Raw genomic sequence first — 26,803 nt, 5'->3', positions numbered from 1 at the left:
ATATGGGGCATCAGGGATGATCCTGGGCATCGGCACAGATCTCGCAAATATCGACCGGATCACCGGCACTTTGGAGCGCTTTGGCGAGCGCTTCAAAAATCGCGTTTTCACGGAGATCGAACAGGCCAAGGCCGAACGTCGTCGCGACGTCGCGGGCACCTATGCGAAACGTTGGGCCGCGAAGGAAGCCTGTTCCAAGGCGCTTGGAACAGGTCTTGCAATGGGGATTTCGTGGAAAGACATGGCGGTCAAGAACCTCCACACCGGGCAGCCGGTGATGGAGGTCACGGGCTGGGCCAAAGAGCGGCTCGAGGAGATGACGCCGCCGGGCCATGAGGCGATCATCCATGTGACATTGACCGACGATCACCCCTGGGCGCAGGCTTTCGTGGTGATCGAAGCCCGTCCGAAGGACATATGAAGCCTGCCCGAAGGACAAATAAAGCGCGCCCAATTGTCGATTACCCCCCGAAAACCCCACCATCACGGGCGTTTGCCTTGACTCCCTGCCGCGCGCCTTTCATATCCGGCTAAAGCGTAAAACCGTTTCCCCAAAGGACGAAAAGATGAGCAGTGCCAAGGACAGCCTGACCGAAACCATCAAAACAGTGGTCTATGCCCTGCTGATCGCCGGGATTTTCCGCACGCTGTTCTTCCAGCCGTTCTTTATTCCGTCGTCTTCGATGAAGGACACGTTACTGATCGGCGACTTCCTCTTCGTCAACAAGATGAGCTACGGCTATTCGCAATGGTCTTGCCCGAAGGTGGTGAATTTCCTTTGCCCGATCTCTGGCCGTATCCTTGGCTCTGAACCTGAGCGCGGTGACATCGTGGTGTTCGAACACCCGACCGAGCACCGCACCTTCGTCAAACGTCTGATCGGGATGCCGGGGGATCGGGTGCAGATTCGCGATGGTGTGATTTTCCTCAACGGCGAAGAGGTGACGCAGACCCCTGATGGTATGTTCGTCGAGACTGATGAAAAACAGGGTGCCGCCGGTCGTCGTCCGGCCTGCACCACCACGACCGGCCTTGGCGGCGAGTGTGCCAAAGAGAAATACATCGAGACCCTGCCGGGCGGGCGTCAGCATTCGATCCTCAACATCGGCCCCACCAGCGTCGACAACACACCGGTCTACACCGTTCCCGCTAACAACTATTTCTTCATGGGCGACAACCGCGACAACTCCGCCGACAGCCGGCTCTCGGCAGCCCAGGGCGGCGTGGGTTACGTGCCTGAGGAATATATTGTCGGGAAGGCGAGCCGCGTCATTTTCTCGTCTGCGGGCAAACGTCTTGTCTATTTCTGGACCTGGCGCAAAGACCGTTTCTTCAAGGCGCTCCAGTGAAGATGTCCGCAGATATAAGCGCGTTTCAGGCGCGGCTCGGGCATGAGTTTGCTCAGCCGGAACTGCTCTTGCGCGCCCTCACCCACAGTTCGATCTCGTCCGCGACCCGTCCCGACAACCAGCGCCTCGAATTTCTGGGCGACCGGGTTCTGGGCCTGACCATGGCCGAGGCGCTGTTCGAGAAAGACAAAACCGCCTCAGAGGGTCAGTTGGCGCCGCGGTTCAACGCGCTGGTGCGCAAGGAAACCTGTGCCGATGTCGCCCGTCAGATCGACCTTGGGGCTGTGCTGAAACTGGGCCGCTCTGAGATGATGTCGGGTGGACGTCGCAAAGAGGCGCTTTTGGCCGATGCAATGGAAGCGGTGATCGCCGCCGTTTATCGCGATGCCGGGTTTGAGGTCGCCAAAGCGCTGGTGCGCAGGCTTTGGGGCAAGCGCATCGACCGGGTCGAAGACGACGCCCGCGATGCCAAAACCGCGCTTCAGGAATGGGCGCAGGCCCGTGGGCAAAAGCCGCCGAAATATTCCGAAGTCGCCCGCGAAGGTCCCGATCACGCGCCGATCTTCACCATCGAAGTGACGCTGGAAAGTGGCGAGGCGGAGCGCTCGGAAGCAAATTCCAAACGTCAGGCCGAACAAGCCGCCGCCAAGGCGCTTTTGACAAAACTGGAGGCCAAAGATGGCTGAAACGACACGCGCAGGTTTTGTGGCCCTGATCGGGGAACCCAACGCCGGGAAATCCACGCTGTTGAACCGCATGGTTGGCGCGAAAGTGTCGATCGTGACACATAAGGTGCAAACCACCCGCGCCCGCATTCGCGGCGTCGCCATGGAAGGCGACAGCCAGATCGTCTTCGTCGACACGCCGGGGATTTTTAAACCCAAACGTCGATTGGATCGCGCCATGGTCTCTGCCGCCTGGGGCGGCGCTGCGGATGCCGATGTGGTGGTGCTTTTGATCGAGGCGCATAAGGGTGTCACCGAGGGCGTCGAGGCGATTTTGGCCGCTTTGGACGAGCATTCGAACCCGAAGCAGAAAGTCGCATTGGCGATCAACAAGATCGACATGGTGGACGTCGAGAAACTCCTCGCGATCACCAAGGACATGAACGAACGCCGCGACTTTGTGGAGACCTTTATGATTTCCGCCGAGAAGGGCAAAGGCGTCGATGACCTGCGCAAGTGGCTCGCACGCGAGCTGCCAGAGGGGCCGTGGCTCTACCCTGAGGACCAGATCGCCGATCTGCCGATGCGGATGATTGCCGCCGAGATCACCCGCGAAAAACTGACGCTGAACCTGCATCAGGAATTGCCCTACCAGCTCACCGTCGAGACCGAGAATTGGGAAGAGCGCAAGGATGGCTCCGCCAAGGTCGATCAGGTGATCTACGTGTCGCGTGACGGGCATAAGGGCATCATCCTCGGCAAACGTGGCGAGACGATCAAACGCATTTCGCGCGCCGCACGCGAGGAATTGTCGGAGTTTCTGGGCCGCAAGGTACACTTGTTCCTGCAGGTGAAAGTGCGCCCGAACTGGTTGGAAGAGGCCGAGCGCTACGGCGAAATGGGGCTCGATTTCAAAGACGGCAACTGATGGCGCGGCTGACGGCGGATGTCTGGGTCTCGGCTTATCTGACGCGGCTGCGGCTGGCCGATATTCCGGCCTTTGTTGTGAAAAAAGGCGACGCGACCGCTGGCGCCGTGATGGTCAAGCTCAACACGCTGGACGGTCAGGCCAAGGCGTTTCAACGCGAGTTCAACCTGATGGAAGATCGCCGTGAGTGGATCGTTCTGGCCGAGGGCGACGAGCGTGATGTGGATGCTTCCTTGGCCAAACAACGCAGTTTTGACCCTGATCTCTGGATCATTGAAGTCGAGGACCGTCTGGGGCGCACGCTTTTGGATGAGGCCGGTCTGTCTGATTGACGTTCCGCGCGTCGCGGGGCAGGGTCGTGTGAGTATTTTCAGCTACGATGAAGCAGGCGCATGATCGAGTGGCGCGATGAAGGGGTGGTATTGTCCGTCCGAAAACATGGCGAGACCTCGGTGATTGTCGAGGTGTTTACCCCCGGGCACGGGCGGCATGCGGGCGTGGTGCGGGGCGGTATTTCGCGCAAGATGACGCCGCATTTGCAGCCGGGCGGGCAGGTTGCCGTCACTTGGAAAGCGCGGATCGAAGATCATCTGGGGAGCTTTACGTTCGAGCCGGTGAAAAGCCGCGCGCATGTGCTGGGTGATCCCATGGCGCTTGCCGGAATGACGGCGATGGCCGCGATGCTCTCGCAGCTTTTGCCGGAGCGCGAGGCGCATGGCTATCTCTATATCGACAGTCTGGCGCTGTTCGATCGGATCGGCACCGATCCGATGTGGCCCTTGGCCTATCTGCATTGGGAGGTGTCTTTGCTGGAGGAGTTGGGCTTTGGCCTCGATCTCTCTTCTTGTGCCGTCACCGGATCGCCTGACGATCTGATTTACGTCTCGCCCAAGACGGGCCGCGCCGTGTCGCGAAAAGGCGCGGGGGAGTGGGCGGATCGGCTCTTGCCCTTGCCGCAGTGTCTCTTGGGGCAGTCCTCGCTGGATTTTGCCGAGATTGGGCAGGGGCTCAAAACGACGGGGTATTTTCTGGCGAAGATCACGGCGGAGCTGTCGGATCGGGGCTTGCCTGCCGCGCGGGATCGGTTCGTGGACCGGCTCGCTAAAAAGGCGGCGCAGGAGGCACCGCCTTTTTAGGTCTTGTGTGTGGTGGCTCAGCCCAGCAAACGCCGCGCAATCACCTGTGCCTGAATTTCACCAGCGCCTTCAAAGATGTTCAGAATCCGCGCGTCGCAAAGAATGCGGGAAATCTGATACTCAAGCGCAAAGCCATTGCCGCCATGGATTTGAAGCGCATTGTCGGCGGCGGCCCAAGCCACACGCGCGCCCAAAAGCTTCGCCATCCCGGCCTCAAGGTCACAGCGGTGGCCATGGTCCTTTTCCCAAGCGGAGAAATAGGTGAGCTGACGCGCCACCATGATCTCGACCGCCATCATCGCCAGCTTGCCGGAGACACGCGGGAATTCGATCAGGCTCTTGCCGAATTGTTTGCGATCCTCGGCATATTGCATACCCACCTCCAGCGCATTTTGCGCCACGCCAATGGCGCGGGCGGCGGTCTGGATACGGGCAGACTCGAAGGTTTCCATGAGCTGTTTGAAGCCCTTGCCTTCCTCGCCACCCAAGAGGTTCTCGGCCTTCACCTTGAACCCGTCAAAGCCGATCTCATATTCCTTCATGCCACGATAGCCTAGGACCTCGATCTCACCCCCAGACATGCCGGGCGTTGGGAAGGGGTTTTCGTCATCGCCCGGTGTTTTCTCGGCCAGGAACATCGACAGGCCTTTGTAATCCGTGGTGTCCGGATCGGTGCGGGCCAGAAGCGTCATCACATGGGTGCGCGCGGCGTGTGTGATCCAAGTCTTGTTGCCGGTCACCGTATAGGTCTCGCCCTCTTTCACCGCGCGGGTGCGCAGGCTCCCGAGGTCCGATCCGGTATTGGGTTCGGTGAAGACGGCGGTCGGCAGTATTTCGGCGGAGGACAGTTTCGGCAGCCACTGTTCCTTTTGCGCCTCGGTGCCACCGCCAAGGATCAGCTCTGCCGCAATCTCGGAGCGCGTGCCCAGCGAGCCGACGCCGATGTAGCCGCGTGACAGCTCCTCAGAGACCACGACCATCGCCGCTTTCGGAAAGCCAAAGCCGCCGTATTCCTCGGGGATCGTGAGGCCAAAGACGCCCAGTTCGGCGAGTTCCTCGATGATCTCCATCGGGATGAAATCGTCTTTCAGGTGCCACTCATGACAGAATGGCGCGACTTTTTCGTCGGCAAACCGGCGGAACTGATCGCGGATCATTTCCAATTCGTCGTCGAGGCCAGAAGCGCCAAAGGTCGCATGACCGGAATTGGTCCGCATCAATTCCACAAGCCGCGTGCGTGCGCCGGTGGAATTGCCGTCGAGCATGAGTTTGACCACTTCGCAGTGGCTCGGCTGGACAAGGCCCAGACCCAGATCGGAGAGACGGCAAATCTCGCCTTGGTTCATCGGGATGCCGCCGTAAATCTGGCTGAGGTATTCGCCAAAGGCGATCTGGTGGATCAGCTGCTCCATCTCACCGAATTTGCCGTCTGCGGAGAGCGCTTCGGCCCATTTCTGCATCTGACGCAGGCTTTCGACATAGGTCGCGAGCCACGCCAGCCCATGGGCGGCGGGTTGATTGGCCTCGATCTTTTTGCTGGAGACACGGTCGCCCTCAAGGAATTCGGAGCGCAAGGCGGCGCGCGCCCGGTCGAGAATGGCCTCCGCCGGGGCCACAGCCGCGCCGGTCAGAGCCAGAAGATCGGGCAGAATGGGGTTCGGCATTGTCATCTCCTGTTTCATCTCCTGTTGATCAAGGGCCATGGGATTCTCTCCTCCTGAAGGTCTCGAACTTGTCTAATCCTTTCGCAGCCGCAGCGCAATAATATTTTCAAATGAAGTTTTATTGAGACTTAAAGTGTCGCGATGAATTTGTGATCACCTCTGGCATGCCGAAAGAAAAACACTGGCCCCATCCTAGGGGTGCTTTCCTCTAGCCGCATGCAGGGCTGCGCTCTATCAGGGGGTATGATGTTTGATAGCCTCCTGACCTTTCTCACCCTGCCGCAACTTTTGGCCGCCTTGGCGATCACTCTTTTGGCGGGATTTGTCAAAGGCGCGACCGGGTTCGCCATGCCGATGATCATGATTTCTGGGCTGGGATCCTTTCTGGCGCCCGAGGTGGCGCTGGCCGGGCTGATCTTTTCGACCGTCGTCTCCAACGTCTGGCAGGCGCTGCGCGGTGGCGCAGGCGAGGCGGTGGCGGCCGCCAAACAATACAGGCTCTATATCGGCGCGCTTTTGGTGCTGATTGTGCTCTCCGCGCAACTCGTGGTGATCCTGCCGCAATCGGTGGTGTTTCTGAGCCTCGGGATCATCGTGATCGTGCTGGCGAGTTATCTTTTGGTCGGACGTGCTTTGAATATCCCGTCGCATCATCGTGGGTTTTACGATCTGGGTCTCGGTGCGATTTCCGGCGTGATCGGCGGCGTGGCGGGCATCTGGGGGCCGCTGACCGTGGCCTATCTGACCGCCGTGGACACGCCGAAGAAGCTCCAGATCAAGATCACCGGCGTGATCTTTGGCACCGGCGCCTTGACCCTGATGCTGGCGCATCTGCGCTCTGGCGTTTTGAATGCTCAGACCATTCCGCTGTCTGCGGCGCTTTTGGTGCCTGCGCTCTTGGGTATGGCCTTGGGGCAGCGGGTGCAGGATCGTCTGGATCAAAAGAAATTCAAACGCGCGACGCTGTTTGTGCTTTTGGTGGCTGGCGCCAATCTGGTCCGGCGCGGGCTATTTTGAGCCCTGCTGGCGGTCGGCCAGAAGGCGCATTTTGATCTCGGCCACTTTGGGCGCCAGTGCCATGAGATAGGCCGCGACGGCCTCCGGTTCGCCGTCGACAAGCTCAACCGGCTCCATCTGATCCGTGCCGCGAATGGCCTGTGTGACATCGCTCAGAATCGCGCCTTGGATGTCCGGACCATTGCCGCCCAAGGCCTCTTCCCCGTGGCAGGCCATGCAGAAATCGGTGAAGACCTCTTTGCCGGCGTCGATCAACGCGGGGTCGGCAAAGTCGACCTCCTGCGCGAGAGCCGGGGGCGTGAGGAACGTGAAAATCAGAGCATATTTCATGAAAGCAGACTGCCTGAGCAGGGTGACATCCGAATGACGCGCAAAAGAAAACGCCCCGAACCATATGGGCCGGGGCGTCAATTCATGAGGTGAGGGAAGGCCTTAGCCGATGGCGGCGGCTTTCACGTCCTCGTCGATATAGGGCAGGTACTGTTCGAAGTTCTCTTTGAACATCTGGACCAGTTTCTCAGCCTGCGCGTCGAAAGCCTCTTTGTCGGCCCAGGTGCGGCGCGGGTCCAAGAGCACATCGGCCACGCCCGGCACGGAGACCGGAACGTCGAAGCCGAAGTTGTCGTCCTTGCGGAATTCGACCTCGGCCAGCGTGCCTTCGAGAGCGGCGTGCAGCAGGTTGCGGGTTGCCTTGATCGGCATCCGCGAGCCAGTGCCGAACGCGCCACCGGTCCAGCCGGTGTTGACGAGCCAGCAGGTCGCGCCATGTTTCGCGATCTTCTCGCGCAGCAGGTTGCCGTAAGCTTCCGGACGACGCGGCATGAAGGGCGCGCCAAAGCAGGTGGAGAAGGTCGGGATCGGCTCGGTCACGCCCACTTCGGTGCCGGGGGTCTTCGAGGTGAAGCCGGAGAGGAAGTGATACATGGCTTGAGCAGGCGTCAGACGCGCGATCGGAGGCAGAACGCCGTAAGCGTCACAGGTCAGAAGAATGATGTTCTTCGGGTGACCGCCCATCGCCGTCTCGGACGCGTTGGAGATGTAGTGCAGCGGGTAGGCGCAGCGCATGTTCTCGGTCAGCGAGCTGTCTTGGAAGTCGAGCTCTTTGGTGTGCTCGTCATAGACCATGTTCTCGATCACGGTGCCGAACATCGAACAGGTCGCATAGATTTCCGGCTCTGCCTCAGCGGAGAGGTTGATGGTCTTGGCGTAGCAGCCACCTTCGAAGTTGAAGGTGCCTTTGTCGGACCAACCATGTTCGTCGTCGCCGATCAGCACACGGGCCGGGTCGGCGGAGAGCGTGGTCTTGCCGGTGCCGGAGAGGCCAAAGAAGATCGCGGTGTCGACCGGGTTGCCCGGCGCGTGGTTGGCGGAACAGTGCATCGCCATGATGCCTTTGCCCGGAAGGATGTAGTTCAACAGGGTGAACACGCCCTTCTTGTTCTCGCCCGCATATTCGGTGTTGCCGATCAGGATCAGCTTTTTCTCGAAGTTCAGCGCGATGATCGTCTCGGAGCGGCAGCCGTGCTTTTCCGGGTCGGCTTTGAAGGTCGGGCAGTTGATGATGGTGAAATCGGCGGTGAAATCATCCAGATCGCTGAGCTCGGGACGGCGCAGCATGGTGCGGATGAAAAGGTTGTGCCAGGCCAGTTCGGAGATGACGCGCACGTCGAGCTGGTTGGCCGGGTCGGCACCGCCGTAGAGATCCTGAACGTAGTAATCCTTGCCCTTCATGTGCTCGAGCATATCGGCGTAGAGCACGTCGAATTTCGCCGGGTCCATGGGCTGGTTGTTTTCCCACCAGATGGTGTCTTCCACGTCCGGGGTGCGGACGACGAATTTGTCTTTCGGGGACCGACCGGTGTGGGCGCCAGTGCTGACGAGGAAAGAACCGCCTTTGCCGAGAGCACCTTCGCCGCGCTTGATGGCTTCTTCGATGAGGGCCGGTTCGAGAAGGTTGTAATAGACATTGCCAAGTCCGGTAATGCCTTGGTCTTCAAGGGTGAAAGCCGGGTTCACGCGTCCGGTTGTCATATGCAAACTCCCTCGCCGTGTCCTTGCCGGCGTCTTTGGATATAGAATTCTGTACCGCGAAAGGGCCATTCGCGGATGGGCAACACATGTGCCAACGGAGTTGCTATATCACGCTTGCGCCGCGCGTAAACAGGCGCGAGATCAAGTGTTTGCGCAACCACATAGGGGGTAGCGCAAACACTTGCCGACAGCCGGGCGTCAAAGCCAATCTGCATAAGGGATAAGCACGAAGGTGAGACATATTAGCCATTCCTTGAAACTTTCAGGTTTCTATGGCTTTAACCCCGGACTCTGATTCGTGGTTTCGCTTGATTTGAGCGGTTGAAACACGGAATATAGTACAAAAAATGAACCAGTTGAGCAGTTGAAGGAAACCGACCATGTCCCGTATCGCCTTGGTAGACGACGACCGGAATATCCTCACCTCCGTATCCATGACGCTTGAGGCCGAAGGGTTTGAGGTTGAAACCTATAATGACGGCCAGTCGGCTCTGGATGCGTTTAACAAACGCCTTCCCGATATGGCGGTCTTCGACATCAAGATGCCGCGCATGGACGGCATGGATCTGTTGCAGCGCGTGCGTCAGAAAACCAACATGCCGGTGATTTTCCTGACCTCGAAAGACGATGAGATCGACGAGGTTCTGGGCCTGCGCATGGGCGCCGACGATTACGTCAAGAAACCGTTTTCGCAACGCCTTCTGGTCGAACGCATCCGCGCGCTTTTGCGCCGCCAAGAGGCGATTGCGGGCATCGATGTGGCAGAGACCGAAGAGACCAAGGTGCTGGTCCGTGGCGAGTTGGAAATGGACCCGTTGCGCCATGCGGTGAAATGGAAAGGTCTCGACGTCACCCTGACCGTGACCGAATTTTTGCTGTTGCAAGCGCTGGCACAGCGTCCGGGTTTTGTGAAATCGCGCGATCAGTTGATGGATGTGGCCTATGATGATCAGGTCTATGTCGACGATCGCACCATCGACAGCCACATCAAACGCCTGCGCAAGAAAATGCGCTCCGTCGACGGCGATTTCTCGGCCATCGAAACGCTGTACGGCATCGGGTACAGGTACAACGAGGAGTAATGACTCTGGCTTCCGGTATGGATCGTTCGGGCAAGTCCAACTCCGAGAACGCGGATGTCGTTCTCGGCGACGACTGGGTTGCGCCGCGCACCTCTGATGCGGAGCTGCGGGAAAAGCGTCGGCGCCGCAGTTTTATTGCTGTGAACCGTTCGCCTCTGGCGCAGAAGATCATCACTTTTAACCTTGTTGCGATCATTCTCATGGTCGCGGGCATTCTCTACCTCAACCCCTTCCGCGACAGCCTCGTGCTGCAACGCGAAAAGGCGATGGTGACGGAGGCGGCGCTGGTCGCCGATATGCTTGAGGTGACGGCCGGGGCGGATGGTCTGCTCGATGTCAGCGATGGCTCTGATGATGTGACGGGCGTGCTTCAGGTGCTGGAGCTGCCTCTGCGCGATAATGTCTACATCTATGATCAGACGGGCGTTCTTATCGCCTCGACCGAGGGGATGCCTCGGGTGGAACCTGCGAATGTCGCCGGGCTGCGCGAGGAGGGCCGCTCGACCGTCATCTCCGATTTCCTCAACAAAATCTGGTCTGCCATCACCTTTGCCAAAGGTAGCGGCCAAGAGAGCTTTGCGGATTACGAAGAACATGTTGCGGGCCTTGCTGTGCTCGCGCTGAATAACGAGATCCATGTCAACACCAGCGTGAATGCCGAAGGCTCCACGGTCTTTACCGTGGCCGCGCCGATCACCTTGGATGAGACTGGAGAGACCATCGGTGTGATCGGGCTTGTCTCCGCCAAGGGCGAGATCGACGATCTGGTTCGGGTCGAGCGCGAACAAATCCTGCAAGTCTTTGTGATCGCCATTCTGGTCTCTATCGGGCTGAGTCTTGTGTTGGCCTCGACTATCGCCAACCCGCTGGCCGATCTGGCCGCCGCCGCCGAGATTGGCCGCGACAAGAACAGCCGCAAAGTCGCGCCGGGCCGGGTGCGTATCCCTGATCTCTCGGGGCGTCCCGATGAGATCGGACGTTTGTCCTCGGCGCTTCGGGGTATGGTGTCTGCGCTTTATGATCGGATCGACGCCAACGAACAATTTGCCGCGGACGTGGCACATGAGATCAAGAACCCGCTGGCGTCTTTGCGCTCTGCTGTAGGCTCTTTGCGGATGATCAAGAAAGAGGAGCATCGCATCAAGCTGCTCGATGTGATCGAGCATGATGTGCGTCGTCTTGACCGTCTTGTGTCCGACATTTCCAACGCTTCTCGCCTCGACAGTGAGTTGGTCAAGGAAGAGGAAGAAGAGTTCAACCTGATCCAGATGCTGACGAACCTGATCGACTACCTGTCGCAGGAATCGCAGGAGAAGGGCGTCGAATTCATCGCGGACATGCCTGACAAGCCGATCATGATTTCGGGGCTCGAAGCACGTCTGGCGCAGGTGTTTGTGAACCTGATCACCAATGCAATCTCGTTCTGTGAAGACGGCGACGCCATTCGGGTCTGGGTCCGCAAGCGGGATCATCGTGTTCTGATCGTGGTCGAGGACACCGGGCCGGGCATCCCGGAAGAGGCGCTGACGAAAATCTTCAAACGTTTCTATTCGGAGCGCCCTGAGGGGCAATTCGGCAACAACTCCGGTCTTGGCCTTGCGATCTCGAAACAGATCATCGAGGCGCATGGCGGTGTGATTTGGGCTGAGAACATCCGCCCGACCGATGCCGACATCACCTCCGATCCGCTGGGCGCCCGTTTCGTCGTGGGTCTGCCGGTGTGAGCAAGGACGCGCAGGAGGAGGTGAACCTTCATGCCTCCTGTGTCGCTTTGGACTCCGAAAGCGGGCTTTTGATCATCGGGCCATCGGGCAGCGGGAAATCGACCCTGTCGCTCACGATGATGGCGTTGGGCGCCACGCTGGTGTCTGACGACCGCACCCTCCTGACGCGCGATGGGGCTGACCTCGTGGCGACAGCGCCCGGGACGCTGACCAGCATGATCGAAGCGCGCGGGGTCGGGATTTTGACAGCAGAGTGCCTGCCGCACACCCGATTGCGCGCTGTGGTCGACATGGCACAGGTCGAAACAGAGCGCTTGCCACCCCGGCGCGAAAAGGCTCTCATCGGGGTCTCGATTCCCCTGTTCTACCGGGTCGATGGGCCGCAATTCGCCCCGGCCCTGATCCAATGGCTCAAAGGAGGCCGATGCGCGTGACTTCATCCGCAGAGATGCCGATCCCGCAATCGAAATCCCGCCACCGCGTGGTCTTGGTGACCGGTCCGTCTGGCGCGGGGCGCTCCACGGCGATCAATACGCTTGAAGATCTGGGCTATGAGGTCATCGACAACCTGCCGATCTCGATCCTGCCGCGGCTTTTGGAGGGCGGCGGGCTGACCAAGCCTCTGGCGCTGGGCCTCGATGTGCGCAACCGTGATTTTTCCGTCAATGGGCTGATCGAAGTGATCGACGATTTGACACGCGATCCGAACCATGAGGCGGAGGTGCTCTACCTCGATTGCGCGCCCGAGGTGCTGATCCGGCGCTATTCCGAAACCCGCCGTCGCCACCCTCTGGCGCCTGCCGAAACTGCGCAGGATGGCGTGGCGCGCGAGATCGATCTTTTGGTGCCGATCCGGGCGCGGGCTGACATCCTGATCGACACCTCCGAGATGACGCCGCACCAGCTCCGCGACGAGATCGAACACTGGTTCGCCGAAGGGCGCGAGGCGGACATGGCGCTCTCGGTTCATAGCTTTTCCTACAAACGCGGCATGCCGCGGGGCGTCGATATGGTCTTTGACGTGCGCTTTCTGTCCAATCCCTATTGGGACGAGAGCCTGCGAACCCTGAACGGCACGGATGCGCAGGTCCAGGACTACGTGAAAAACGACCCGCGCTTTGACGCGTTTTTCCAGAAAATTCTGGAACTGACCCTGCTTCTGCTGCCCGCCTATCGCGATGAGGGTAAAAAGCACCTGTCAATCGCCTTTGGGTGTACCGGAGGGCAACACAGATCGGTGACGCTCGCGGAAATTCTATCCAAAGCCCTTGCAGAACATAATTGGCAAGTGTCAATAAGACACAGGGAACTTGAACGCCGCCAGAGCGGCCTTTGACCGGGAATGCTTACGTGATCGGAATTGTGATCGTCGCACATGGGGGACTGGCCCGCGAGTATCTCGCGGCGGTCGAACATGTCGTTGGCAAACAGGTGGGTATCGAAGCGATTTCGATCGAGCCGGATCATGACCGCTCGGCCAAACAGCGCGAGATTTGCGCCGCCGCCGACGATGTCGACAGTGGCGATGGCGTGGTCGTGGTGACCGATATGTTTGGCGGCAGCCCGTCGAACCTGTCGCTTTTGGCCTGTCATCACAACGACCGTCGGATCATTTATGGCGCGAACCTGCCGATGCTGATCAAGCTGGCAAAATCGCGGCACAAAACGGTTGCGGAGGCGGTCGGCAATGCGCTTGATGCCGGGCGAAAATATATCGACAGTTTCGACGTCCACGGGCGTTAAAGCTGTCGGACAAGAATAAAGTCGAGTGGGGAGATGGCGTCGGTTATGCGCACACATGAAATCGTGAATGTTAAGGGGCTGCACGCGCGCGCCTCGGCGAAACTCGTCGAAGTGGTCGAGGAGTTCGACGCCAGCGCCGAGGTTTCCAAAGACGGGCTGAGCACTTCTGGCGACAGCATTATGGGGCTTTTGATGTTGGCAGCCTCCAAAGGAACCACTATTGACGTCACGACGACCGGGCCGGAGGCGGACGCGCTGGCGGATGCCATAGAGGCCCTGATCAAGGACAGATTTGGCGAGGATATGTAAAGTGTCTCACCCCGAAAAAGATGGGCAAGACGACGTGACGGACCTCCACGCTCCGAAACCTGGCGACGAGGATTTCGTCAAATACGACGCACGCCGGCTGTCCTATGCGGGCACGTTTTCCGATCCCTCTAAGGTTCTGATCATCCGCACCATCGAATGGGTGACCGGCAAGCTGCCGCTTTTGCGCCGCATCCGTCGGTTCGAAAAGATGGGCACGCCGATGGGCCAGCCGTTCTTCAGCCAGGCGCTTGAGGTCATGGGCATCAAGGTGCAGACCCCCGAGGATCAGATCGCCAAGATTCCCGCCACAGGTCCGTTGGTTGTGGTCGCGAACCACCCGCACGGCCTCGTGGACGGTCTGGTGATGGCGGAGCTGATCGGCAAGGTGCGCACGGATTACAAAATCCTGACGCGTTCGCTGTTGACCGGCATTCGCGAGATCGACCCCTTCATGTTGCCGGTGCCTTTCCCGCACGAACCCGACAGTCACCGCGCCTCGATCAAGATGCGCAACGAGGCGATGGAAACGTTGAAAGCCGGTGGCGTGATCATCCTTTTCCCGGCGGGCGCTGTGGCCTCGTCCGAGGATTGGTGGGGGCCGGTGAAGGAGAAACCGTGGAACCCGTTCACCGCCAAGATGGTGCTGAAATCCGGGGCCACCGTGCTGCCGATCTATTTCCCGGGGCGCAACACGCGGCTTTATCAGATCGCGGACAAGATCGCGGCGAGCTTCCGACAGGGGCTGTTGCTGCATGAGATCGCACATTCGCTGGACAAGCCGCAGGCGCCGATCATCGGTGACCCGCTGACGCCGGACGACCTCAAGGATTGGCAGACGAAGACGCGCGAATTCATGGATTGGATGCGCTCTCATACGTTGGCTCTGGGCGGGCGCACGGATTAAACTCCACACACGAAAAAGGGGCCCGCGCGGCCCCTTCTTTATATCCGGATGCGCCCGATTTAGCGCGTCGGCACGGGCGTTTCGCCCCGGTAATCGTAAAAGCCCCGCTGGGTCTTGCGGCCGAGCCAGCCGGCCTCGACATATTTTGTCAAAAGCGGGCAGGGGCGGTATTTCGTATCGGCCAAGCCATCGTGCAGCACGTTCATGATCGCCAGACAGGTGTCGAGCCCGATGAAATCGGCCAGCTCCAGCGGCCCCATCGGATGGTTCGCGCCCAGCTTCATCGACTCGTCGATGGATTTGACCGATCCAACGCCCTCATAGAGCGTATAGACCGCCTCGTTGATCATCGGCATCAGGATGCGGTTCACGATGAAGGCCGGAAAATCCTCGGCGCTGGCGGCGGTTTTATCGAGTGATTCGACCACGCCCAGAAGCGTCTTGTAGGTCGCCTCATCGGTGGCGATGCCGCGAATAAGCTCGACGAGCTTCATCACCGGCACGGGATTCATGAAGTGGAAGCCCATGAATTTTTCTGGCCGATCCGTCCGCGACGCAAGCCGGGTGATCGAGATGGACGAGGTGTTCGAGGTGAGGATCGTCTCGGGCTTCAGATGCGGCAGAAGTCGCTCGAAAATCGCGTTCTTGACGTCTTCGCGCTCGGTCGCCGCCTCGATCACCAGATCGGTCTGCCCCAGCTCTTCGAGGTTGAGTGTGGTGGAGATCCGCGCAAGCGCCGCATCCCGTTCATTTTCGGAGATTTTCTCGCGCGACACCTGACGGTCGAGGTTGCGCGTGACCGTGACAATGCCCTTGTCCAAGGCGTCTTGAGAGATGTCGTTCACCACCACATCATAGCCCGCCAAAGCGAAGACATGCGCGATGCCGTTGCCCATCTGACCGGCGCCGACGATACCGACTTTCTTGATCTCCATCCGCACTCTCCTTGGACAAATTTGCATGAAGTTTACGCGCCACATCCCGCCGGGTTCAAGGGGCAAGGCAGGGGCGCTGACCTATAAAATTTTTAACGAATTGGCGATTTAGCGATTTCGAAACCTGTGTCTGCGACTCTCTGTGTCGGGTGAAATTTAAGAACCAGTGGGTGGACACATGGCTTACCAAAATATGGGCGAAGGCTCGTTAAACTATACGCCGTGCCGGTACGGCAAATCGAAACTTCTGTTCCGCGGACCGCAAAAAAATCTCGACGATCCGTATGTGGCTTTCCTAGGGGGGACGGAAACATACGGGAAATTCGTCGACGTGCCGTTTCCGGCGCTCACCGAGGCCGGATTGGGGGCTACGACGCTCAACCTCGGCTGTGTGAATGGCGGCGTGGATGTGTTTCTGAATGATGAAACCGTGGCGGACATCTGCAAAAAGGCCAAGGTGACGGTGCTGCAAATGCCCGGCGCGCAAAACATGTCGAACCGGTTCTACGCGGTGCACCCGCGCCGCAATGACCGTTTCCTGCGGGCCTCGACGCTTCTGCGGACGATCTATCGCGAGATCGACTTTACCGATTTCAACTTTACGCGGCATCTCCTGCAAACCTTGGAGGTCACGTCGGAGGAGAAATTCGTCATGGTGCGCCAAGAGCTGCGCGATGCTTGGGTGGCGCGGATGCGGACCATGGCCAACAAGTTGCAAGGCGATGTCGTGCTGTTGTGGCTCTCCGGCCATTCCCCGGATGACGAGGCCGCTTGCGACGCGATCGAAGGCGATCCGCTTTTTGTGAATCGTGAGATGATCGAGGAAATTCGACCCTTGGTCAAAGATGTGGTCGAGGTGGTGGTGAGTCAGGATGAGATCGACGCGGGCTATGAGATGATGATCTACTCCGATCTCGACGCGCCTGCCGCGCGGGAAATGCTGGGTCCGATTGCTCACGCGAAAGCCGCCAAAGCTCTTCAGGATGCGCTTGCGCCTTATCTTTAACGCGAGCCGGACAGCAAAAGGTCCGCCGTTATGGCGGGCCTTTCGTGTTTCATACCTGAGAGGTCTCAGAGTTTTTCGGTCAATTCCGGGACGGCGTCGAAGAGGTCTGCGACGAGGCCGAAGTCGGCGACCTGGAAGATCGGGGCTTCTTCGTCCTTGTTGATCGCGACGATCACTTTCGAGTCCTTCATGCCGGCGAGGTGCTGGATCGCGCCGGAGATGCCGCAGGCGATGTAGAGCTCGGGTGCCACGACCTTGCCGGTCTGGCCGACCTGCATGTCATTGGGCGCATAGCCCGAATCCACCGCAGCCCGCGACGCGCCGACAGCCGCGCCGAGCTTGTCCGCCAGCGCTTCGATGATGCCAAAGCTTTCCTCGGAGCCGACACCCCGGCCACCAGACACGATGATCTTGGCGGAGGTCAGTTCCGGACGGTCGCTTTCGACCACCTTGTCCTCGACGAAGGCCGAGAGACCTTTGTCGCCCGCACCCGACACAGCCTCGACAGAGGCGGACCCGGAGGTGCCAGCGGCGTCGAAGGTCGAGGTGCGGAAGGAGATGACTTTCGTCGCATCCGCGGATTTCACGGTCTGCACCGCGTTGCCCGCATAGACCGGACGTTTGAACGTGTCGGCGTCGACGACCTCGGTCACATCCGAGATCACCATCACATCCAAGAGTGCAGCCACGCGCGGCAGAACGTTTTTGCCGGTGGTGGTCGCGGGCGCGATGATGTGGGAATAGTCACCTGCCAGAGACACGATCAGATCGGCGAGGTTTTCGGCCAGACCGTTGGCATAGGCCGCGTCATCGGCGACCAGAACCTTGGACACGCCATCGAGTTTCGCGGCCGCGTCCCCTGCGGCGGCGGGGCCACAGACGAGCACGGTCACATCGCCCAATTTGGCACCAGCGGTGGCCGCCTTGGCGGTGGCATCAACAGCGAGCGCACCGCCCGCGACTTCGGCGAGAAGCAGAACAGCCATCAGACCAGACCTCCCTCTTTGAGTTTCGCAACGAGTTCATCGACGGAGCCGACCTTGATCCCGGCTTCACGCGCGGCGGGCTCTTCGGTGGTGACCACCGTGAGACGCGGGCTCGTGTCGACGCCGTAATCAGCGGCGGTTTTCTCATCCAGCGGCTTTTTCTTCGCCTTCATGATGTTCGGCAGCGAGGCGTAGCGCGGCTCGTTGAGGCGCAGATCGGTCGTCACGATGGCCGGCAGGTTGACGGAAATGGTCTGAAGACCGCCGTCCACTTCGCGGGTCACCACGGCTTTGCCGTCCGCAATCTCCATCTCGGAGGCAAAGGTCGCCTGACCCCAACCCAAGAGCGCGGCCAGCATCTGACCGGTCGCGTTCATGTCGTTGTCGATGGCTTGCTTGCCGAGGATCACCAGCTCGGGGGCTTCCTCTTCGACCACTTTGGCGAGGATTTTCGCAACCGCCAGCGGCTCGATGTCGACGCCCTGATCCTCTTCGATCAGGATGCCGCGATCGGCACCCATGGCCAAAGCATTGCGGATCGTATCCGTTGCCTTTTTCTCGCCGATCGAGACGATCACCACCTCAGAGGCCACACCGGCCTCCTTGAGACGAATGGCCGCTTCGACAGAAATCTCGTCGAACGGGTTCATCGACATCTTCACATTGGCAAGATCGACACCCGTGCCGTCGGCCTTAACCTTGACCTTTACGTTGTAGTCAATCACCCGTTTGACAGGCACCAAAACCTTCATAGGCGTAAACTCCCTTATGACTGTGCCGCCCGGGATACCGGGGGCGCTCAAGCTCTCCGCTGATGTGATTACCCGTTTGCGGACGCAGAAAACACCCCCAAAACGTCGCGTTTCGTCCCAAAGACGCAGCGTTTGAGAGAACATCCGCCGCCGCGTTCCGATGTTTTTGCCCTGCGCGCAGGCCTAGCGATTGGCGCCCGGCACCCAAAGCACATCGGCTTTGCCATCGTCGTTGGCCATGCGGGCGGCACAGAACAGCCAATCCGAGAGCCGGTTGAGATATTTGATCGCCGCCGGGTTCACGTCCCCCGATTCTTCGGCGTTCAGCGCGACGGCCAGCCGTTCGGCGCGGCGCGCCACGGTGCGGCCCATGTGAAGATGCGCGGACAAGGCGGTGCCAGCAGGCAGGATAAAACTGCGGAGCGGTTCCAAGACCGCGGTCATCGCGTCGATCTCTGCCTCGAGGCGCTCGATCTGCGAGGGCACGGCGCGCAGGACCGGGTAGCCGGCCTCATCGTCCTTGTCCAAATTCGGACGCGACAGGTCTGCGCCCAAGTCGAAGAGATCGTTTTGAATGCGCGACAGGGCGGCGTCCACTTCGCCCTCGGCATGCAGGCGCGCGAGGCCCAACGTGGCGTTGACCTCATCGACCGTGCCGTAAGCCTCGACACGGGTGGCGTATTTCGGCGTGCGCGACAGATCGGAAAGTGAGGTTTCGCCAGCGTCGCCGGTGCGGGTGTAGATCTTGTTCAAAACAACCATGTCAGTTCCCCGATTTGCGCAGCGCCACGAAGATGACCACGAGGATCACCGCGCCCAGTTGGGCCAAAATGCGGGCCTGCATGAGTTTGTTCGAGCGTTTCGCCCCTTCGGCGCCGCCGCGACCGAACTGGCCGATGCCGAGCGCGAGAATGACGAGGACGAGGAGGCAGGCCGCGCCAATGACATAGAGAAACGGATCGGACATGTGCATTTCCTCCCTAGGAATGATGTGACTGTGATAGCGCTTTTATGTCCGCGACCCAAGTCGCGAATCCGGGTGTCAGCCTTTGGACATCATCCATTCGCTGGCGCGCGCGGGCAGAAACCGCAGGGCGAGGGCAGAGAATGTGGTGACTTTCGTGACGTGATAGCGGGCTTTCGGGTGCGGGCTGTTGAGCGCACGCCGGAGCTTGGCGGTCACCGCATCGCATTGCAGCTCAAAGGGATCGGGGGATTTGTCGGTCGCATAGAGGCGATCCACCACGGGGCGATAGCGCGGCGCTTGGTCGCTACCTTCCCAGTCGATCCAACGGTCGAAATTCTTGCGTGAATTCAGACGGAAATCGGTGGCGATGGGGCCGGGTTGAATGATCGAGACGTGAATATCCGTGTCACGCAGCTCAAGACGCGCGGCGGTGGACAGCGCCTCAAGCGCATGTTTCGTCGCCGCATAGGAGCCGCGAAATTTGGTGGTGATGAACCCCATGACGGAGGAGCATTGCACGATGCGGCCTTGGCCATTTGCTCCCTGTTGGCGCATCACCTTAATGGCACGTTGCGTCAGGTCGTGCCAGCCAAAGAGATTGGCCTCGAAATTCTGGCGCAGCGCGGCGACAGGCAGGTCCTCGACCAGCGCAGGGATCGCATAGGCGCCATTGTTAAAGAGCGCGTCCAACATGCCGCCGGTGCGCGACAGGGCCTCGTCAAAGGCGGCAGCAATGGAGGCCGGGTCCTCGTAATCGAGACGAAAGCTTTCCAAACCTTCTCCCCTTAACCGCGCTGCATCCGCCTCTTGTCGACAGGTCGCAAAGACCCGCCAGCCCTCTTTTTGCAAGGCATGCGCGGCATGATAGCCGATGCCCGAGGAGCAGCCGGTGATGAGGATGGAGCGCATAAAAAAAGCCTTTCCCGAGAGGATCGGGAAAGGCTTATCGCATGATCGACGACGAGGGAATCCACCAATCAGGCGAGATCGCAAAATTCACTCTTAGTGAGAAACATCGGCCAAAAAGCGGGCGGCCATATAGCCTTCGACCCCGTCGCCTTCGACAGAGATTTTGACCCAGCCGTTTTCTTCGGGAGAGATGACGCGGACAATCTCGGTTCGCACGACCTGACCCATCACCGGATTGACGGTGGAGGGGCCGGAGCGCACGTTGACGCGGGCTGCGGTGACTTCGCGCAGGATCATGTCAGACGCGGCCTCGGTCGGGTCCATCACGGGATCGACCAACAGGGCGGCCATTTTCTCGGGATGTGCGACGGTCGTGGTGGCGCTGGTGGGCGTGATGTCGGGCGTGCCGATCTGGGCGCTGGCCAGTTGCACAAGGCCAGAGTCACGAGAGGGCGCAGCTGTCGGAGCCACGGTGCTTTGGGCGTTCAACTCTGCCAAGGTGGGCACATAGGCGCCCTGACGTTTCACATCGGTGCCGAAGGCTTCTGAGAAACGGTCGGACAGCCCGGCAAACACAGAGACTTTCTCGGCGCGGCGCAGATCGAGCGCGGCCTGTTCCTGAGGGCTCAAATCCCGCCCAAACACCATGAATGAGGCCCACAGGCCAACAGAAGTCATTGCCAAAAGACGCAGCATAACACACCCCCGAATATCGTTACGCGTTCTATTATAACCGATTCTTCAACTCTTGACGGGGAAACTTGTTCCAAAACTCCACCTAGAATTTGATCACCTTCGGGCGCTCTGGGGACAAAATCCTGTGAGAGGGACGCTTGCCGGGGCCGAGGCGGGCGGTTATTCATGCTCCCTATGAGCAGTGATTTGACCCAAGATCCCGAAAACGAAGGCGCGCCTCTGGGCGAAAGCTTTGAACCTTTGCGCCGTGCGATCGGCGAGCGCTATTTGCAATATGCGCTCTCGACGATCATGCACCGGGCGCTGCCGGACGCGCGCGACGGGTTGAAGCCCGTGCACCGACGCATCCTCTATGCGATGCGTGAATTGCGGCTGTCCGCGACCGGGGGGTTCCGCAAATCCGCGAAAATCTCCGGCGACGTGATGGGCAACTATCACCCGCATGGCGATGCCGCGATTTACGATGCAATGGCGCGTTTGGCGCAGGATTTTAACGTCCGCTATCCGCTGGTCGACGGTCAGGGGAACTTTGGCAACATCGACGGCGACAATCCGGCGGCCTCGCGTTACACTGAGGCGCGGATGACGATTGCGGCCGAAGCTTTGCTCGAAGGTCTCAATGAGGATGCGGTCGACTATCGCGACAACTACGACGGCACGCTGCGCGAGCCGGAGGTGTTGCCCGCCGCCTTCCCGAACCTCTTGGCCAATGGCTCGTCCGGCATCGCGGTCGGCATGGCCACGAACATCCCGCCGCACAACATCGGCGAGCTGATCGACGCTTCGCTGCATATGATCAAGGCGCCGGATGTGCGCGACGAAACTCTGCTCAATTACGTCAAAGGCCCGGATTTCCCCACAGGTGGCATCATTGTCGAGCCGCGTGAAAGCATGGCAAAAACCTATGCCACGGGCCGCGGCTCTTTCCGTCTGCGGGCGAAGTGGGAGGTCGAGGATCTGGGACGTGGTGTCTGGCAGATCGTCGTCACCGAGATTCCCTATCAGGTTCAGAAATCGAAGCTGATCGAGAAGCTCGCCGAGCTGATCCAGACCAAGAAAGTGCCGATTCTGGCCGACGTGCGCGATGAGAGCGCCGAGGACATTCGCGTGATCCTTGAGCCGAAGTCGAAAAACGTCGACCCGGACGTGTTGATGAACACGCTGTTCCGCAACTCCGATCTGGAGGCGCGGTTCTCGCTCAACATGAACGTGTTGATCGACGGGCGGACGCCGAAAGTCTGTTCGCTCAAAGAGGTGCTACGTGCCTGGCTCGATCACCGCCGTGTCGTGTTGCAGCGCCGTTCGCAGCACCGTCTGGAAAAGATCGATCACCGTCTTGAGGTGCTCGAAGGTTTCATCATTGCTTTCCTTAATCTGGACCGCGTGATCGACATCATCCGCTACGACGACGACCCGAAAGCCGCCTTGATGGCGGAGATTTGGGGCCGCGACGTGCCGCGTGCGATGACGGAAAAAGACTACGTCAGCCCGCTGCCGGCCCCCGAAGTCCAAGGCGAATTGACCGAGGTGCAGGCCGAGGCGATCCTCAACATGCGCCTGCGTTCTTTGCGGCGTCTCGAAGAGATCGAGTTGATCCGCGAACGCGATGCGTTGCTCGAAGAAAAAGCCGGTCTTGTGGAGCTTTTGGGCTCCGAAGAGCTGCAATGGATTCGGATTTCCGAAGAACTCAAAGAGACCAAGAAGAAATTCGGCAAGGATTACGGTCCTCGTGGCGCGCGTCTGACGCAATTTGCCGAGGCCGCCGAGGTCGAGGATGTGCCGTTGGAGGCGATGATCGAGCGCGAGCCGATCACCGTCGTGCTGTCGCAAATGGGCTGGATCCGGGCCATGTCCGGTCACATCGATCTGACCCGCGAATTGAAGTTCAAGGACGGCGACGGGCCGCGTTTCACCTTCCACGCCGAGACCACGGATAAACTCATCCTGATGGGCTCGTCGGGGCGCTTCTACACGCTGTCTGCGGCCAACCTGCCCGGTGGGCGGGGCATGGGCGAGCCGGTGCGGCTGATGGTCGATCTGCCCAATGAGGTGGAGATCATCGACATCTTCAAACACGATCCCGAGGGGCGTCTTTTGGTGGCGTCGAATGCGGGCAACGGATTCCAGATCGCGGAGAAAGACATCGTCGCTCAAACGCGGTCCGGCAAGCAGGTGCTGAACGTCAAGGACGACGAGAAAGCCGTGATCGTGCACCGGATTGCCGGCGATCATGTCGCGGTCATGTCGCAGAACCGGCGCTTCCTCGTCTTCCCGCTTTCCGAGGTGCCCGAACTGGGTCGGGGCAAGGGCGTGCGGTTGCAGAAATACAATCAGGCGCGCGGCGCCCAAGGCATGCTGGAACTCGATGGCGGGTTGTCCGATCTGACCACTTTCAATTGGGAAGATGGCCTGAGCTGGACCATGGGCGGAGGCAACACGCGGACGGAAAAAGACCTGACGCAATGGCTCGGAAAACGTGCGGGCGTGGGTAAACAGCCGCCGCATGGCTTCCCGCGGGACAATAAATTCAGCTGATTTTAATCGGTCGCTGTTTGTCTGGCAGGGAACCGTCGTGAGTGGTGTGTGGGGGACATGTGGCGCAGCTTTTGAAAACTGAATTCGAGGGTCGGGTTGGCCCGATTTTGAGCCTGTCTTTGTGGACCGCCACGCTGTCCGTTCTGACGCTTGGCTTTTATCGGTTCTGGATGAAAACCCGGCTCCGGCGGCATTTCTGGTCCGCCGTGCGCCCGGACGGCACGCCTTTGGAATATGTCGGCAAGGGGATCGAGAAATTCACCGGATTTCTCATCGCACTTGTGATGCTGGCGCTTCTGATCGGTGTGCTGGCGCTTGGGCTGGTCTATGCCTCCTATGCGGTGTTCCAAGATGAGGTCGAGGCCTATCTCGTGGCCGCCGTCATTGCCCTGCCTTTGATCTATTTCGCCTCCTACCGGGCCAAACGCTATGTCTACGCCCGCACCCGCTGGCGTGGCATTCGCTTTGGGCTTGAACCGGCGGCGGGGAAATATGCGATGGTTGCGATGGGGCATCTGTTTCTGTCGCTGATCACGCTTGGATTCCTCTGGCCGCGCATGACCTTCAAGCTGGAAAAGTTCCGCACCGATCGGACGTTTTTCGGCGATCAGCGGATGCACCAAGGCGGCAAATGGACCGGTCTGGCGAAGTCGTTTTTGCCGACGCTTATGTGTCTGTGGCTTGGGCTGGGTATGGTCTCTTATGCTGTTGCTCAAAGCTTTGCGGTGGGTGAAAAAGACAATGGGTTCGATGCTGGGGGCGAACTTTTTGGTCTTTTGGCTTTCGTGCCGCTGCTGATCCTGATCGCGCTGTTTTTCTATCTGCGCTACCGGATCGTTGCCCTGCGCTATCTGGCCAATCATAAGACGGCGGGCGGTGTTGGCTTGATCTCGCGCCTGTCTTTTCCGCGGGTTTTGGGGATCAACATCGGCGGCTATCTTTTGACCAATATTTGCACGGGGCTGGCGATGCTGGTCGTCGGCGCGGCGGCTTCTGGTCTTTTGATCCTGTTCTATCCGGGGCTTGCGGATTTCGGGGTTTTTGCCTCGGGCGCGGTGAGCGAAGGGACCGCCGGGGATGGTGAGGGCCTGCCGTCTGCCGGGCTGACCGTGGCCTTTGCGCTGTTTCTCTACATGGCGACGCTGTTGTTCTTTTCCGTGTTTCGTCAGACCTTTGTGCTGTTTCCGACCTGGCGGCACTATGCGCGGACCCTGTCTTTGACGGGGGGCGAACATCTGGCGCAGATCCAGCAACGTGATCGGGACCACGCAGGGCAGGCCGAGGGCATGGCTGAAGCCTTTGATCTGGGGGCGGCGATATGACGATGACCCCCCAAGTCAATCCCTGGGCCGCGACGCCCGAAGGTGTCCGCTGTGAATTCGTGGATGGCAAGACGGCCAAGCGCCATGATGCCTATGTGACGATGCCGCCGGGTGAGGGTGTGCTTGAAGTGCGCTATCTTGGTGAGCCGCGCGAGGACATTTGGGGCAAGGTCATGTCCGATGAAACCCTGTGTGTGAGTTGGCCGCTGTCGCAACTGCGCCATGTTGAGGGACAGCACAACCTGCGTTGGGGCAAGGTGTCGATGGGGGTGTTCACCACTGTGATGTCTCCGACGGCGCGGCTCTATGTGCGCGATGGCGTGCTGTTGTCCGAGATCAAAGCCGCCGCGCCCAACCTGACGCGCCGCGCGCCGGTGACCGGAAAAGGCCGCATCGCCGGGTTGATCACGGGGGCGGTGGCCTCTGTTCTCTTGATTGTCTTCGTGCTGATCCCGGCGATTGCCGATCAACTGGCCATGCGTTTGCCGGTCGAGGGCGAGCGCGCGCTGGGTGACAAGACCTATGAGCGCATCCGCGAGAGCTTTTCGCAAAACGACTATATCCCGATCCGGGAATGTACGAACGATCCGGGATTTGCGGCTTTGACGCAGATGCAGGAGGCACTGATTGGCGCGTCCGATCTGGCCCCGGAGGCTGTGCGCCTTACGGTGCTCGATTTCGATATGGTCAATGCCTTTGCTTTGCCGGGCGGTCGGATCGTCGTGATGCGCGGGCTGATCGACGAGGCCGGTGGTCCCGATGAGGTCGCCGCCGTCATCGCGCATGAAATTGGCCACGTCGCCCATCGCGACCCCACGCGACACGCCCTGCGCGGGGTGGGGACCTTTGGGGTTTTGTCTCTGGTTTTCGGCGATTTTGCCGGGGGCACGGTGGTGCTGTTGGGCGTCAACCAACTGGTGAATGCGCAATATAGCCAAGAGGCGGAAAGTGCCGCCGACGCCTATGCCCATGCGCTTTTGCCGAAAGTCGGCGTGTCGCCCGGCGCGCTTGCGCCTCTGTTTGAACGGCTCAAAGAGAAGTACGGCGACAGCGAAGGCCTCGCCTCGCATCTGGCGTCTCACCCCAAACTGGGCGACCGGGTGGATCGCGCCCATGCCGCCGCTGTCGGTTTTGATCAGGACACCCAGCCGATTCTCTCGGAGGCGGCCTGGTCCGACCTGCGCGCGATCTGCGACTAAGTCATGTCGAAGTCATGGCGTTGCACCGCCCGCCGTTTGCCGCTACCCCTAGGGAACCGAAAATTCAGGAGGTCTCCCCCCGTGTTGTCATTCACTCGTCGCGCTGTCTTTGGTCTTTCCCTTTTGGCTCTGACGGCCTGTAGTGATGCGAAGGTCATTACGGAGGATACGCCTTTGGTGGACCTCGGGGATTTCGCCTTTGGGCACAATGTCGTTGTGGCCACGGATGCGACGAAAGCGCCATTTTCGCGCACTGAGAGCGAGGAAAATATCGAAGTCGCGATCAAGGACGCGATGCAGGCGCGCTTTGGGCGGTACGATGGCGACAAGCTCTATCACATCGGGATCAAGGTCGATGCCTATGGCCTTGCCGCGCCCGGCATCCCGGTTCTGTTCACGCCGAAATCCGTGCTCGTGCTGTCGGTCAACATCTGGGACGATTCGAAAGGTGTGAAACTGACGGAAAAGCCCAAGCTGTTGACCGTGTTCGAAGGCGCTTCTGGCGCGACGCTCGTCGGGTCGGGTATTGCGCGCACAAAAGAGGAACAGCTCGAGATTCTGAGCCGCAATGCCGCCCTCAAAGTCGAGCGCTGGTTGCAGGAAAACGGCCAGTGGTTCGGCATCGAGCCGATTGCCTCCGACAGTTCGGATGCCGACGAGGCGAAGGCCGCGCTTGAAGTTCTGGCGCCCGAGGCCGCAGAAGAAGCCGCGCAACAGGCGACAAATAGCAACTGACGCTTGATTTTCCTGCTCGAAACCACTACCTAGCCCGCGATGTTAATTTCGGGCCGCATGCAGGCCCCTTCAATCCAAGAGGCGCCTCGATATGGCTAAGGAAAAGTTTGAGCGTTCGAAACCGCACGTGAACATCGGCACGATCGGCCACGTTGACCACGGTAAAACCACCCTGACGGCAGCGATCACCAAATACTTTGGTGACTTCA

At 59.7% G+C, this 26,803-nt stretch carries 30 protein-coding genes; 20 read left to right on the top strand and 10 right to left on the bottom strand.

The window, feature by feature from the left end; genetic code table 11:
- Positions 1-16: 16 nt before the first annotated feature.
- From acpS to recO, 6 genes are all read left to right on the top strand, one after another.
- Complete coding sequence (gene acpS / locus LC094_RS06685) at positions 17-421, top strand: holo-ACP synthase (RefSeq protein ID WP_226551050.1); 405 nt, start codon at positions 17-19, stop codon at positions 419-421.
- A 145-nt stretch (positions 422-566) separates the two neighbouring features.
- Complete coding sequence (lepB, locus tag LC094_RS06680; protein WP_226551049.1) at positions 567-1,349, top strand: signal peptidase I; 783 nt, start codon at positions 567-569, stop codon at positions 1,347-1,349.
- Positions 1,346-2,035, top strand: a complete 690-nt coding sequence (gene rnc, locus LC094_RS06675; RefSeq protein WP_226551048.1) for a ribonuclease III — start codon at positions 1,346-1,348, stop codon at positions 2,033-2,035. Before lepB ends, rnc begins: the two co-directional genes overlap by 4 nt.
- Entirely contained in the window at positions 2,028-2,942 is a 915-nt protein-coding gene (gene era, locus LC094_RS06670) for a GTPase Era (RefSeq protein ID WP_219783603.1), read from the top strand. Before rnc ends, era begins: the two co-directional genes overlap by 8 nt.
- Positions 2,942-3,274 (top strand): DUF1491 family protein, encoded by a 333-nt coding sequence (locus LC094_RS06665; RefSeq protein ID WP_226551046.1) that lies wholly within the window; start codon positions 2,942-2,944, stop codon positions 3,272-3,274. The genes era and LC094_RS06665 overlap by 1 nt, the downstream gene beginning before the upstream one ends.
- A 60-nt stretch (positions 3,275-3,334) precedes the next feature.
- Entirely contained in the window at positions 3,335-4,078 is a 744-nt protein-coding gene (recO, locus tag LC094_RS06660; protein WP_226551044.1) for a DNA repair protein RecO, read from the top strand.
- Positions 4,079-4,095: 17 nt separating this feature from the next.
- Here the strand turns inward: recO and LC094_RS06655 are convergent, their stop codons facing one another.
- Positions 4,096-5,781: an acyl-CoA dehydrogenase family protein gene (locus tag LC094_RS06655; protein ID WP_226551043.1), complete on the bottom strand. Its 1,686-nt coding sequence runs from the start codon at positions 5,779-5,781 to the stop codon at positions 4,096-4,098.
- A gap of 207 nt (positions 5,782-5,988) precedes the next feature.
- On the opposite strand from LC094_RS06655, the gene LC094_RS06650 reads away from it, so the two are divergent.
- On the top strand, positions 5,989-6,759 hold the full coding sequence (locus LC094_RS06650) for a sulfite exporter TauE/SafE family protein (RefSeq protein WP_226551042.1): 771 nt from the start codon (positions 5,989-5,991) through the stop codon (positions 6,757-6,759).
- Here the strand turns inward: LC094_RS06650 and LC094_RS06645 are convergent.
- Together LC094_RS06645 and LC094_RS06640 are read right to left on the bottom strand one after the other, a co-directional pair.
- Positions 6,751-7,089 (bottom strand): c-type cytochrome, encoded by a 339-nt coding sequence (locus tag LC094_RS06645; protein ID WP_226551041.1) that lies wholly within the window; start codon positions 7,087-7,089, stop codon positions 6,751-6,753. The genes LC094_RS06650 and LC094_RS06645 overlap by 9 nt on opposite strands.
- 102 nt (positions 7,090-7,191) lie before the next feature.
- Positions 7,192-8,790, bottom strand: coding sequence for a phosphoenolpyruvate carboxykinase (locus LC094_RS06640; RefSeq protein WP_226551040.1), 1,599 nt, complete (start codon positions 8,788-8,790; stop codon positions 7,192-7,194).
- Positions 8,791-9,170: 380 nt separating this feature from the next.
- On the opposite strand from LC094_RS06640, the gene LC094_RS06635 reads away from it, so the two are divergent.
- Genes LC094_RS06635 through LC094_RS06605 form a run of 7 tightly spaced genes read left to right on the top strand, consistent with a single transcriptional unit; the run spans position 9,171 to position 14,552 of the window.
- Entirely contained in the window at positions 9,171-9,872 is a 702-nt protein-coding gene (locus LC094_RS06635; protein WP_226551038.1) for a response regulator transcription factor, read from the top strand.
- Positions 9,872-11,596 carry a sensor histidine kinase gene (locus LC094_RS06630; protein ID WP_226551036.1) on the top strand — a complete coding sequence of 575 codons (1,725 nt, stop codon included), beginning with the start codon at positions 9,872-9,874 and terminating at the stop codon, positions 11,594-11,596. The genes LC094_RS06635 and LC094_RS06630 overlap by 1 nt, the downstream gene beginning before the upstream one ends.
- The gene (locus LC094_RS06625) at positions 11,593-12,030 is read left to right on the top strand and encodes an HPr kinase/phosphorylase (RefSeq protein ID WP_226551034.1); all 438 of its coding nucleotides are present in this window, start codon (positions 11,593-11,595) and stop codon (positions 12,028-12,030) included. Before LC094_RS06630 ends, LC094_RS06625 begins: the two co-directional genes overlap by 4 nt.
- A gap of 20 nt (positions 12,031-12,050) precedes the next feature.
- Positions 12,051-12,932, top strand: coding sequence for an RNase adapter RapZ (rapZ, locus tag LC094_RS06620; protein ID WP_404814982.1), 882 nt, complete (start codon positions 12,051-12,053; stop codon positions 12,930-12,932).
- Positions 12,933-12,946: 14 nt separating this feature from the next.
- A complete protein-coding gene (locus tag LC094_RS06615; RefSeq protein WP_167600864.1) occupies positions 12,947-13,339 on the top strand; it encodes a PTS sugar transporter subunit IIA in 393 nt (130 codons plus the stop codon).
- Between the two features lie 45 nt (positions 13,340-13,384).
- On the top strand, positions 13,385-13,648 hold the full coding sequence (locus LC094_RS06610) for an HPr family phosphocarrier protein (protein WP_226551032.1): 264 nt from the start codon (positions 13,385-13,387) through the stop codon (positions 13,646-13,648).
- Position 13,649: 1 nt separating this feature from the next.
- Complete coding sequence (locus tag LC094_RS06605) at positions 13,650-14,552, top strand: lysophospholipid acyltransferase family protein (RefSeq protein WP_226551031.1); 903 nt, start codon at positions 13,650-13,652, stop codon at positions 14,550-14,552.
- 59 nt (positions 14,553-14,611) lie between these two features.
- Here LC094_RS06605 and LC094_RS06600 read toward each other — a convergent pair whose 3' ends face one another.
- Positions 14,612-15,487, bottom strand: coding sequence for a 3-hydroxybutyryl-CoA dehydrogenase (locus LC094_RS06600; protein ID WP_226551030.1), 876 nt, complete (start codon positions 15,485-15,487; stop codon positions 14,612-14,614).
- Positions 15,488-15,665: 178 nt separating this feature from the next.
- Between LC094_RS06600 and LC094_RS06595 the strand changes: the two genes are divergently transcribed.
- Complete coding sequence (locus LC094_RS06595; protein WP_226551029.1) at positions 15,666-16,493, top strand: DUF6473 family protein; 828 nt, start codon at positions 15,666-15,668, stop codon at positions 16,491-16,493.
- Positions 16,494-16,558: 65 nt separating this feature from the next.
- Here the strand turns inward: LC094_RS06595 and LC094_RS06590 are convergent, their stop codons facing one another.
- The 6 genes from LC094_RS06590 to LC094_RS06565 all read right to left on the bottom strand — a co-directional run bounded on the left by LC094_RS06590 (position 16,559) and on the right by LC094_RS06565 (position 20,803).
- The gene (locus tag LC094_RS06590; protein WP_226551028.1) at positions 16,559-17,479 is read right to left on the bottom strand and encodes an electron transfer flavoprotein subunit alpha/FixB family protein; all 921 of its coding nucleotides are present in this window, start codon (positions 17,477-17,479) and stop codon (positions 16,559-16,561) included.
- The gene (locus LC094_RS06585) at positions 17,479-18,231 is read right to left on the bottom strand and encodes an electron transfer flavoprotein subunit beta/FixA family protein (RefSeq protein WP_226551026.1); all 753 of its coding nucleotides are present in this window, start codon (positions 18,229-18,231) and stop codon (positions 17,479-17,481) included. The genes LC094_RS06590 and LC094_RS06585 overlap by 1 nt, the downstream gene beginning before the upstream one ends.
- A 183-nt stretch (positions 18,232-18,414) precedes the next feature.
- Positions 18,415-18,993 carry a cob(I)yrinic acid a,c-diamide adenosyltransferase gene (locus LC094_RS06580; RefSeq protein WP_226551025.1) on the bottom strand — a complete coding sequence of 193 codons (579 nt, stop codon included), beginning with the start codon at positions 18,991-18,993 and terminating at the stop codon, positions 18,415-18,417.
- A 1-nt stretch (position 18,994) separates the two neighbouring features.
- On the bottom strand, positions 18,995-19,198 hold the full coding sequence (locus tag LC094_RS06575) for a twin transmembrane helix small protein (protein WP_167600856.1): 204 nt from the start codon (positions 19,196-19,198) through the stop codon (positions 18,995-18,997).
- Positions 19,199-19,273: 75 nt separating this feature from the next.
- Entirely contained in the window at positions 19,274-20,107 is an 834-nt protein-coding gene (locus LC094_RS06570; RefSeq protein WP_226551024.1) for an SDR family NAD(P)-dependent oxidoreductase, read from the bottom strand.
- Between the two features lie 93 nt (positions 20,108-20,200).
- Positions 20,201-20,803, bottom strand: a complete 603-nt coding sequence (locus LC094_RS06565) for an SH3 domain-containing protein (RefSeq protein ID WP_226551023.1) — start codon at positions 20,801-20,803, stop codon at positions 20,201-20,203.
- Positions 20,804-20,977: 174 nt separating this feature from the next.
- Between LC094_RS06565 and LC094_RS06560 the strand changes: the two genes are divergently transcribed.
- The 5 genes from LC094_RS06560 to LC094_RS06540 all read left to right on the top strand — a co-directional run.
- Positions 20,978-23,338, top strand: a complete 2,361-nt coding sequence (locus tag LC094_RS06560; RefSeq protein WP_226552207.1) for a DNA topoisomerase IV subunit A — start codon at positions 20,978-20,980, stop codon at positions 23,336-23,338.
- Positions 23,339-23,409: 71 nt separating this feature from the next.
- A complete protein-coding gene (locus LC094_RS06555; protein ID WP_226551022.1) occupies positions 23,410-24,660 on the top strand; it encodes a YjgN family protein in 1,251 nt (416 codons plus the stop codon).
- Positions 24,657-25,859, top strand: coding sequence for a M48 family metallopeptidase (locus LC094_RS06550; protein ID WP_226551021.1), 1,203 nt, complete (start codon positions 24,657-24,659; stop codon positions 25,857-25,859). Before LC094_RS06555 ends, LC094_RS06550 begins: the two co-directional genes overlap by 4 nt.
- Positions 25,860-25,940: 81 nt before the next feature.
- A complete protein-coding gene (locus LC094_RS06545; RefSeq protein ID WP_226551020.1) occupies positions 25,941-26,594 on the top strand; it encodes a hypothetical protein in 654 nt (217 codons plus the stop codon).
- Between the two features lie 91 nt (positions 26,595-26,685).
- Positions 26,686-26,803, top strand: a 118-nt coding sequence (locus tag LC094_RS06540) for a GTP-binding protein (RefSeq protein ID WP_264186419.1), incomplete at its 3' end; no start/stop codon positions are given.

This window comes from Celeribacter naphthalenivorans (genome assembly GCF_020524585.1).
In the GTDB taxonomy this organism is placed as follows: Bacteria; Pseudomonadota; Alphaproteobacteria; order Rhodobacterales; family Rhodobacteraceae; genus Celeribacter; species Celeribacter naphthalenivorans.
Note: the sequence above shows the minus strand (reverse complement) of the source record. Positions and strands in the feature narration are given on the sequence as shown.

Bases quoted from the DNA above. Each gene is read 5' to 3' on its own strand.
- LC094_RS06630 (WP_226551036.1), top strand. From the start codon at position 9,872: ATGACTCTGGCTTCCGGTATGGATCGTTCGGGCAAGTCCAACTCCGAG.
- LC094_RS06560 (WP_226552207.1), top strand. From the start codon at position 20,978: ATGAGCAGTGATTTGACCCAAGATCCCGAAAACGAAGGCGCGCCTCTG.
- lepB (WP_226551049.1), top strand. From the start codon at position 567: ATGAGCAGTGCCAAGGACAGCCTGACCGAAACCATCAAAACAGTGGTC.
- LC094_RS06650 (WP_226551042.1), top strand. From the start codon at position 5,989: ATGTTTGATAGCCTCCTGACCTTTCTCACCCTGCCGCAACTTTTGGCC.
- LC094_RS06635 (WP_226551038.1), top strand. From the start codon at position 9,171: ATGTCCCGTATCGCCTTGGTAGACGACGACCGGAATATCCTCACCTCC.
- LC094_RS06600 (WP_226551030.1), bottom strand. From the start codon at position 15,487: ATGGAGATCAAGAAAGTCGGTATCGTCGGCGCCGGTCAGATGGGCAAC.
- LC094_RS06610 (WP_226551032.1), top strand. From the start codon at position 13,385: ATGCGCACACATGAAATCGTGAATGTTAAGGGGCTGCACGCGCGCGCC.
- era (WP_219783603.1), top strand. From the start codon at position 2,028: ATGGCTGAAACGACACGCGCAGGTTTTGTGGCCCTGATCGGGGAACCC.
- LC094_RS06580 (WP_226551025.1), bottom strand. From the start codon at position 18,993: ATGGTTGTTTTGAACAAGATCTACACCCGCACCGGCGACGCTGGCGAA.
- LC094_RS06590 (WP_226551028.1), bottom strand. From the start codon at position 17,479: ATGGCTGTTCTGCTTCTCGCCGAAGTCGCGGGCGGTGCGCTCGCTGTT.
- LC094_RS06595 (WP_226551029.1), top strand. From the start codon at position 15,666: ATGGCTTACCAAAATATGGGCGAAGGCTCGTTAAACTATACGCCGTGC.
- LC094_RS06655 (WP_226551043.1), bottom strand. From the start codon at position 5,781: ATGGCCCTTGATCAACAGGAGATGAAACAGGAGATGACAATGCCGAAC.
- LC094_RS06570 (WP_226551024.1), bottom strand. From the start codon at position 20,107: ATGCGCTCCATCCTCATCACCGGCTGCTCCTCGGGCATCGGCTATCAT.
- LC094_RS06565 (WP_226551023.1), bottom strand. From the start codon at position 20,803: ATGCTGCGTCTTTTGGCAATGACTTCTGTTGGCCTGTGGGCCTCATTC.
- LC094_RS06665 (WP_226551046.1), top strand. From the start codon at position 2,942: ATGGCGCGGCTGACGGCGGATGTCTGGGTCTCGGCTTATCTGACGCGG.
- LC094_RS06645 (WP_226551041.1), bottom strand. From the start codon at position 7,089: ATGAAATATGCTCTGATTTTCACGTTCCTCACGCCCCCGGCTCTCGCG.
- LC094_RS06585 (WP_226551026.1), bottom strand. From the start codon at position 18,231: ATGAAGGTTTTGGTGCCTGTCAAACGGGTGATTGACTACAACGTAAAG.
- LC094_RS06640 (WP_226551040.1), bottom strand. From the start codon at position 8,790: ATGACAACCGGACGCGTGAACCCGGCTTTCACCCTTGAAGACCAAGGC.
- LC094_RS06575 (WP_167600856.1), bottom strand. From the start codon at position 19,198: ATGTCCGATCCGTTTCTCTATGTCATTGGCGCGGCCTGCCTCCTCGTC.
- acpS (WP_226551050.1), top strand. From the start codon at position 17: ATGATCCTGGGCATCGGCACAGATCTCGCAAATATCGACCGGATCACC.
- LC094_RS06550 (WP_226551021.1), top strand. From the start codon at position 24,657: ATGACGATGACCCCCCAAGTCAATCCCTGGGCCGCGACGCCCGAAGGT.
- recO (WP_226551044.1), top strand. From the start codon at position 3,335: ATGATCGAGTGGCGCGATGAAGGGGTGGTATTGTCCGTCCGAAAACAT.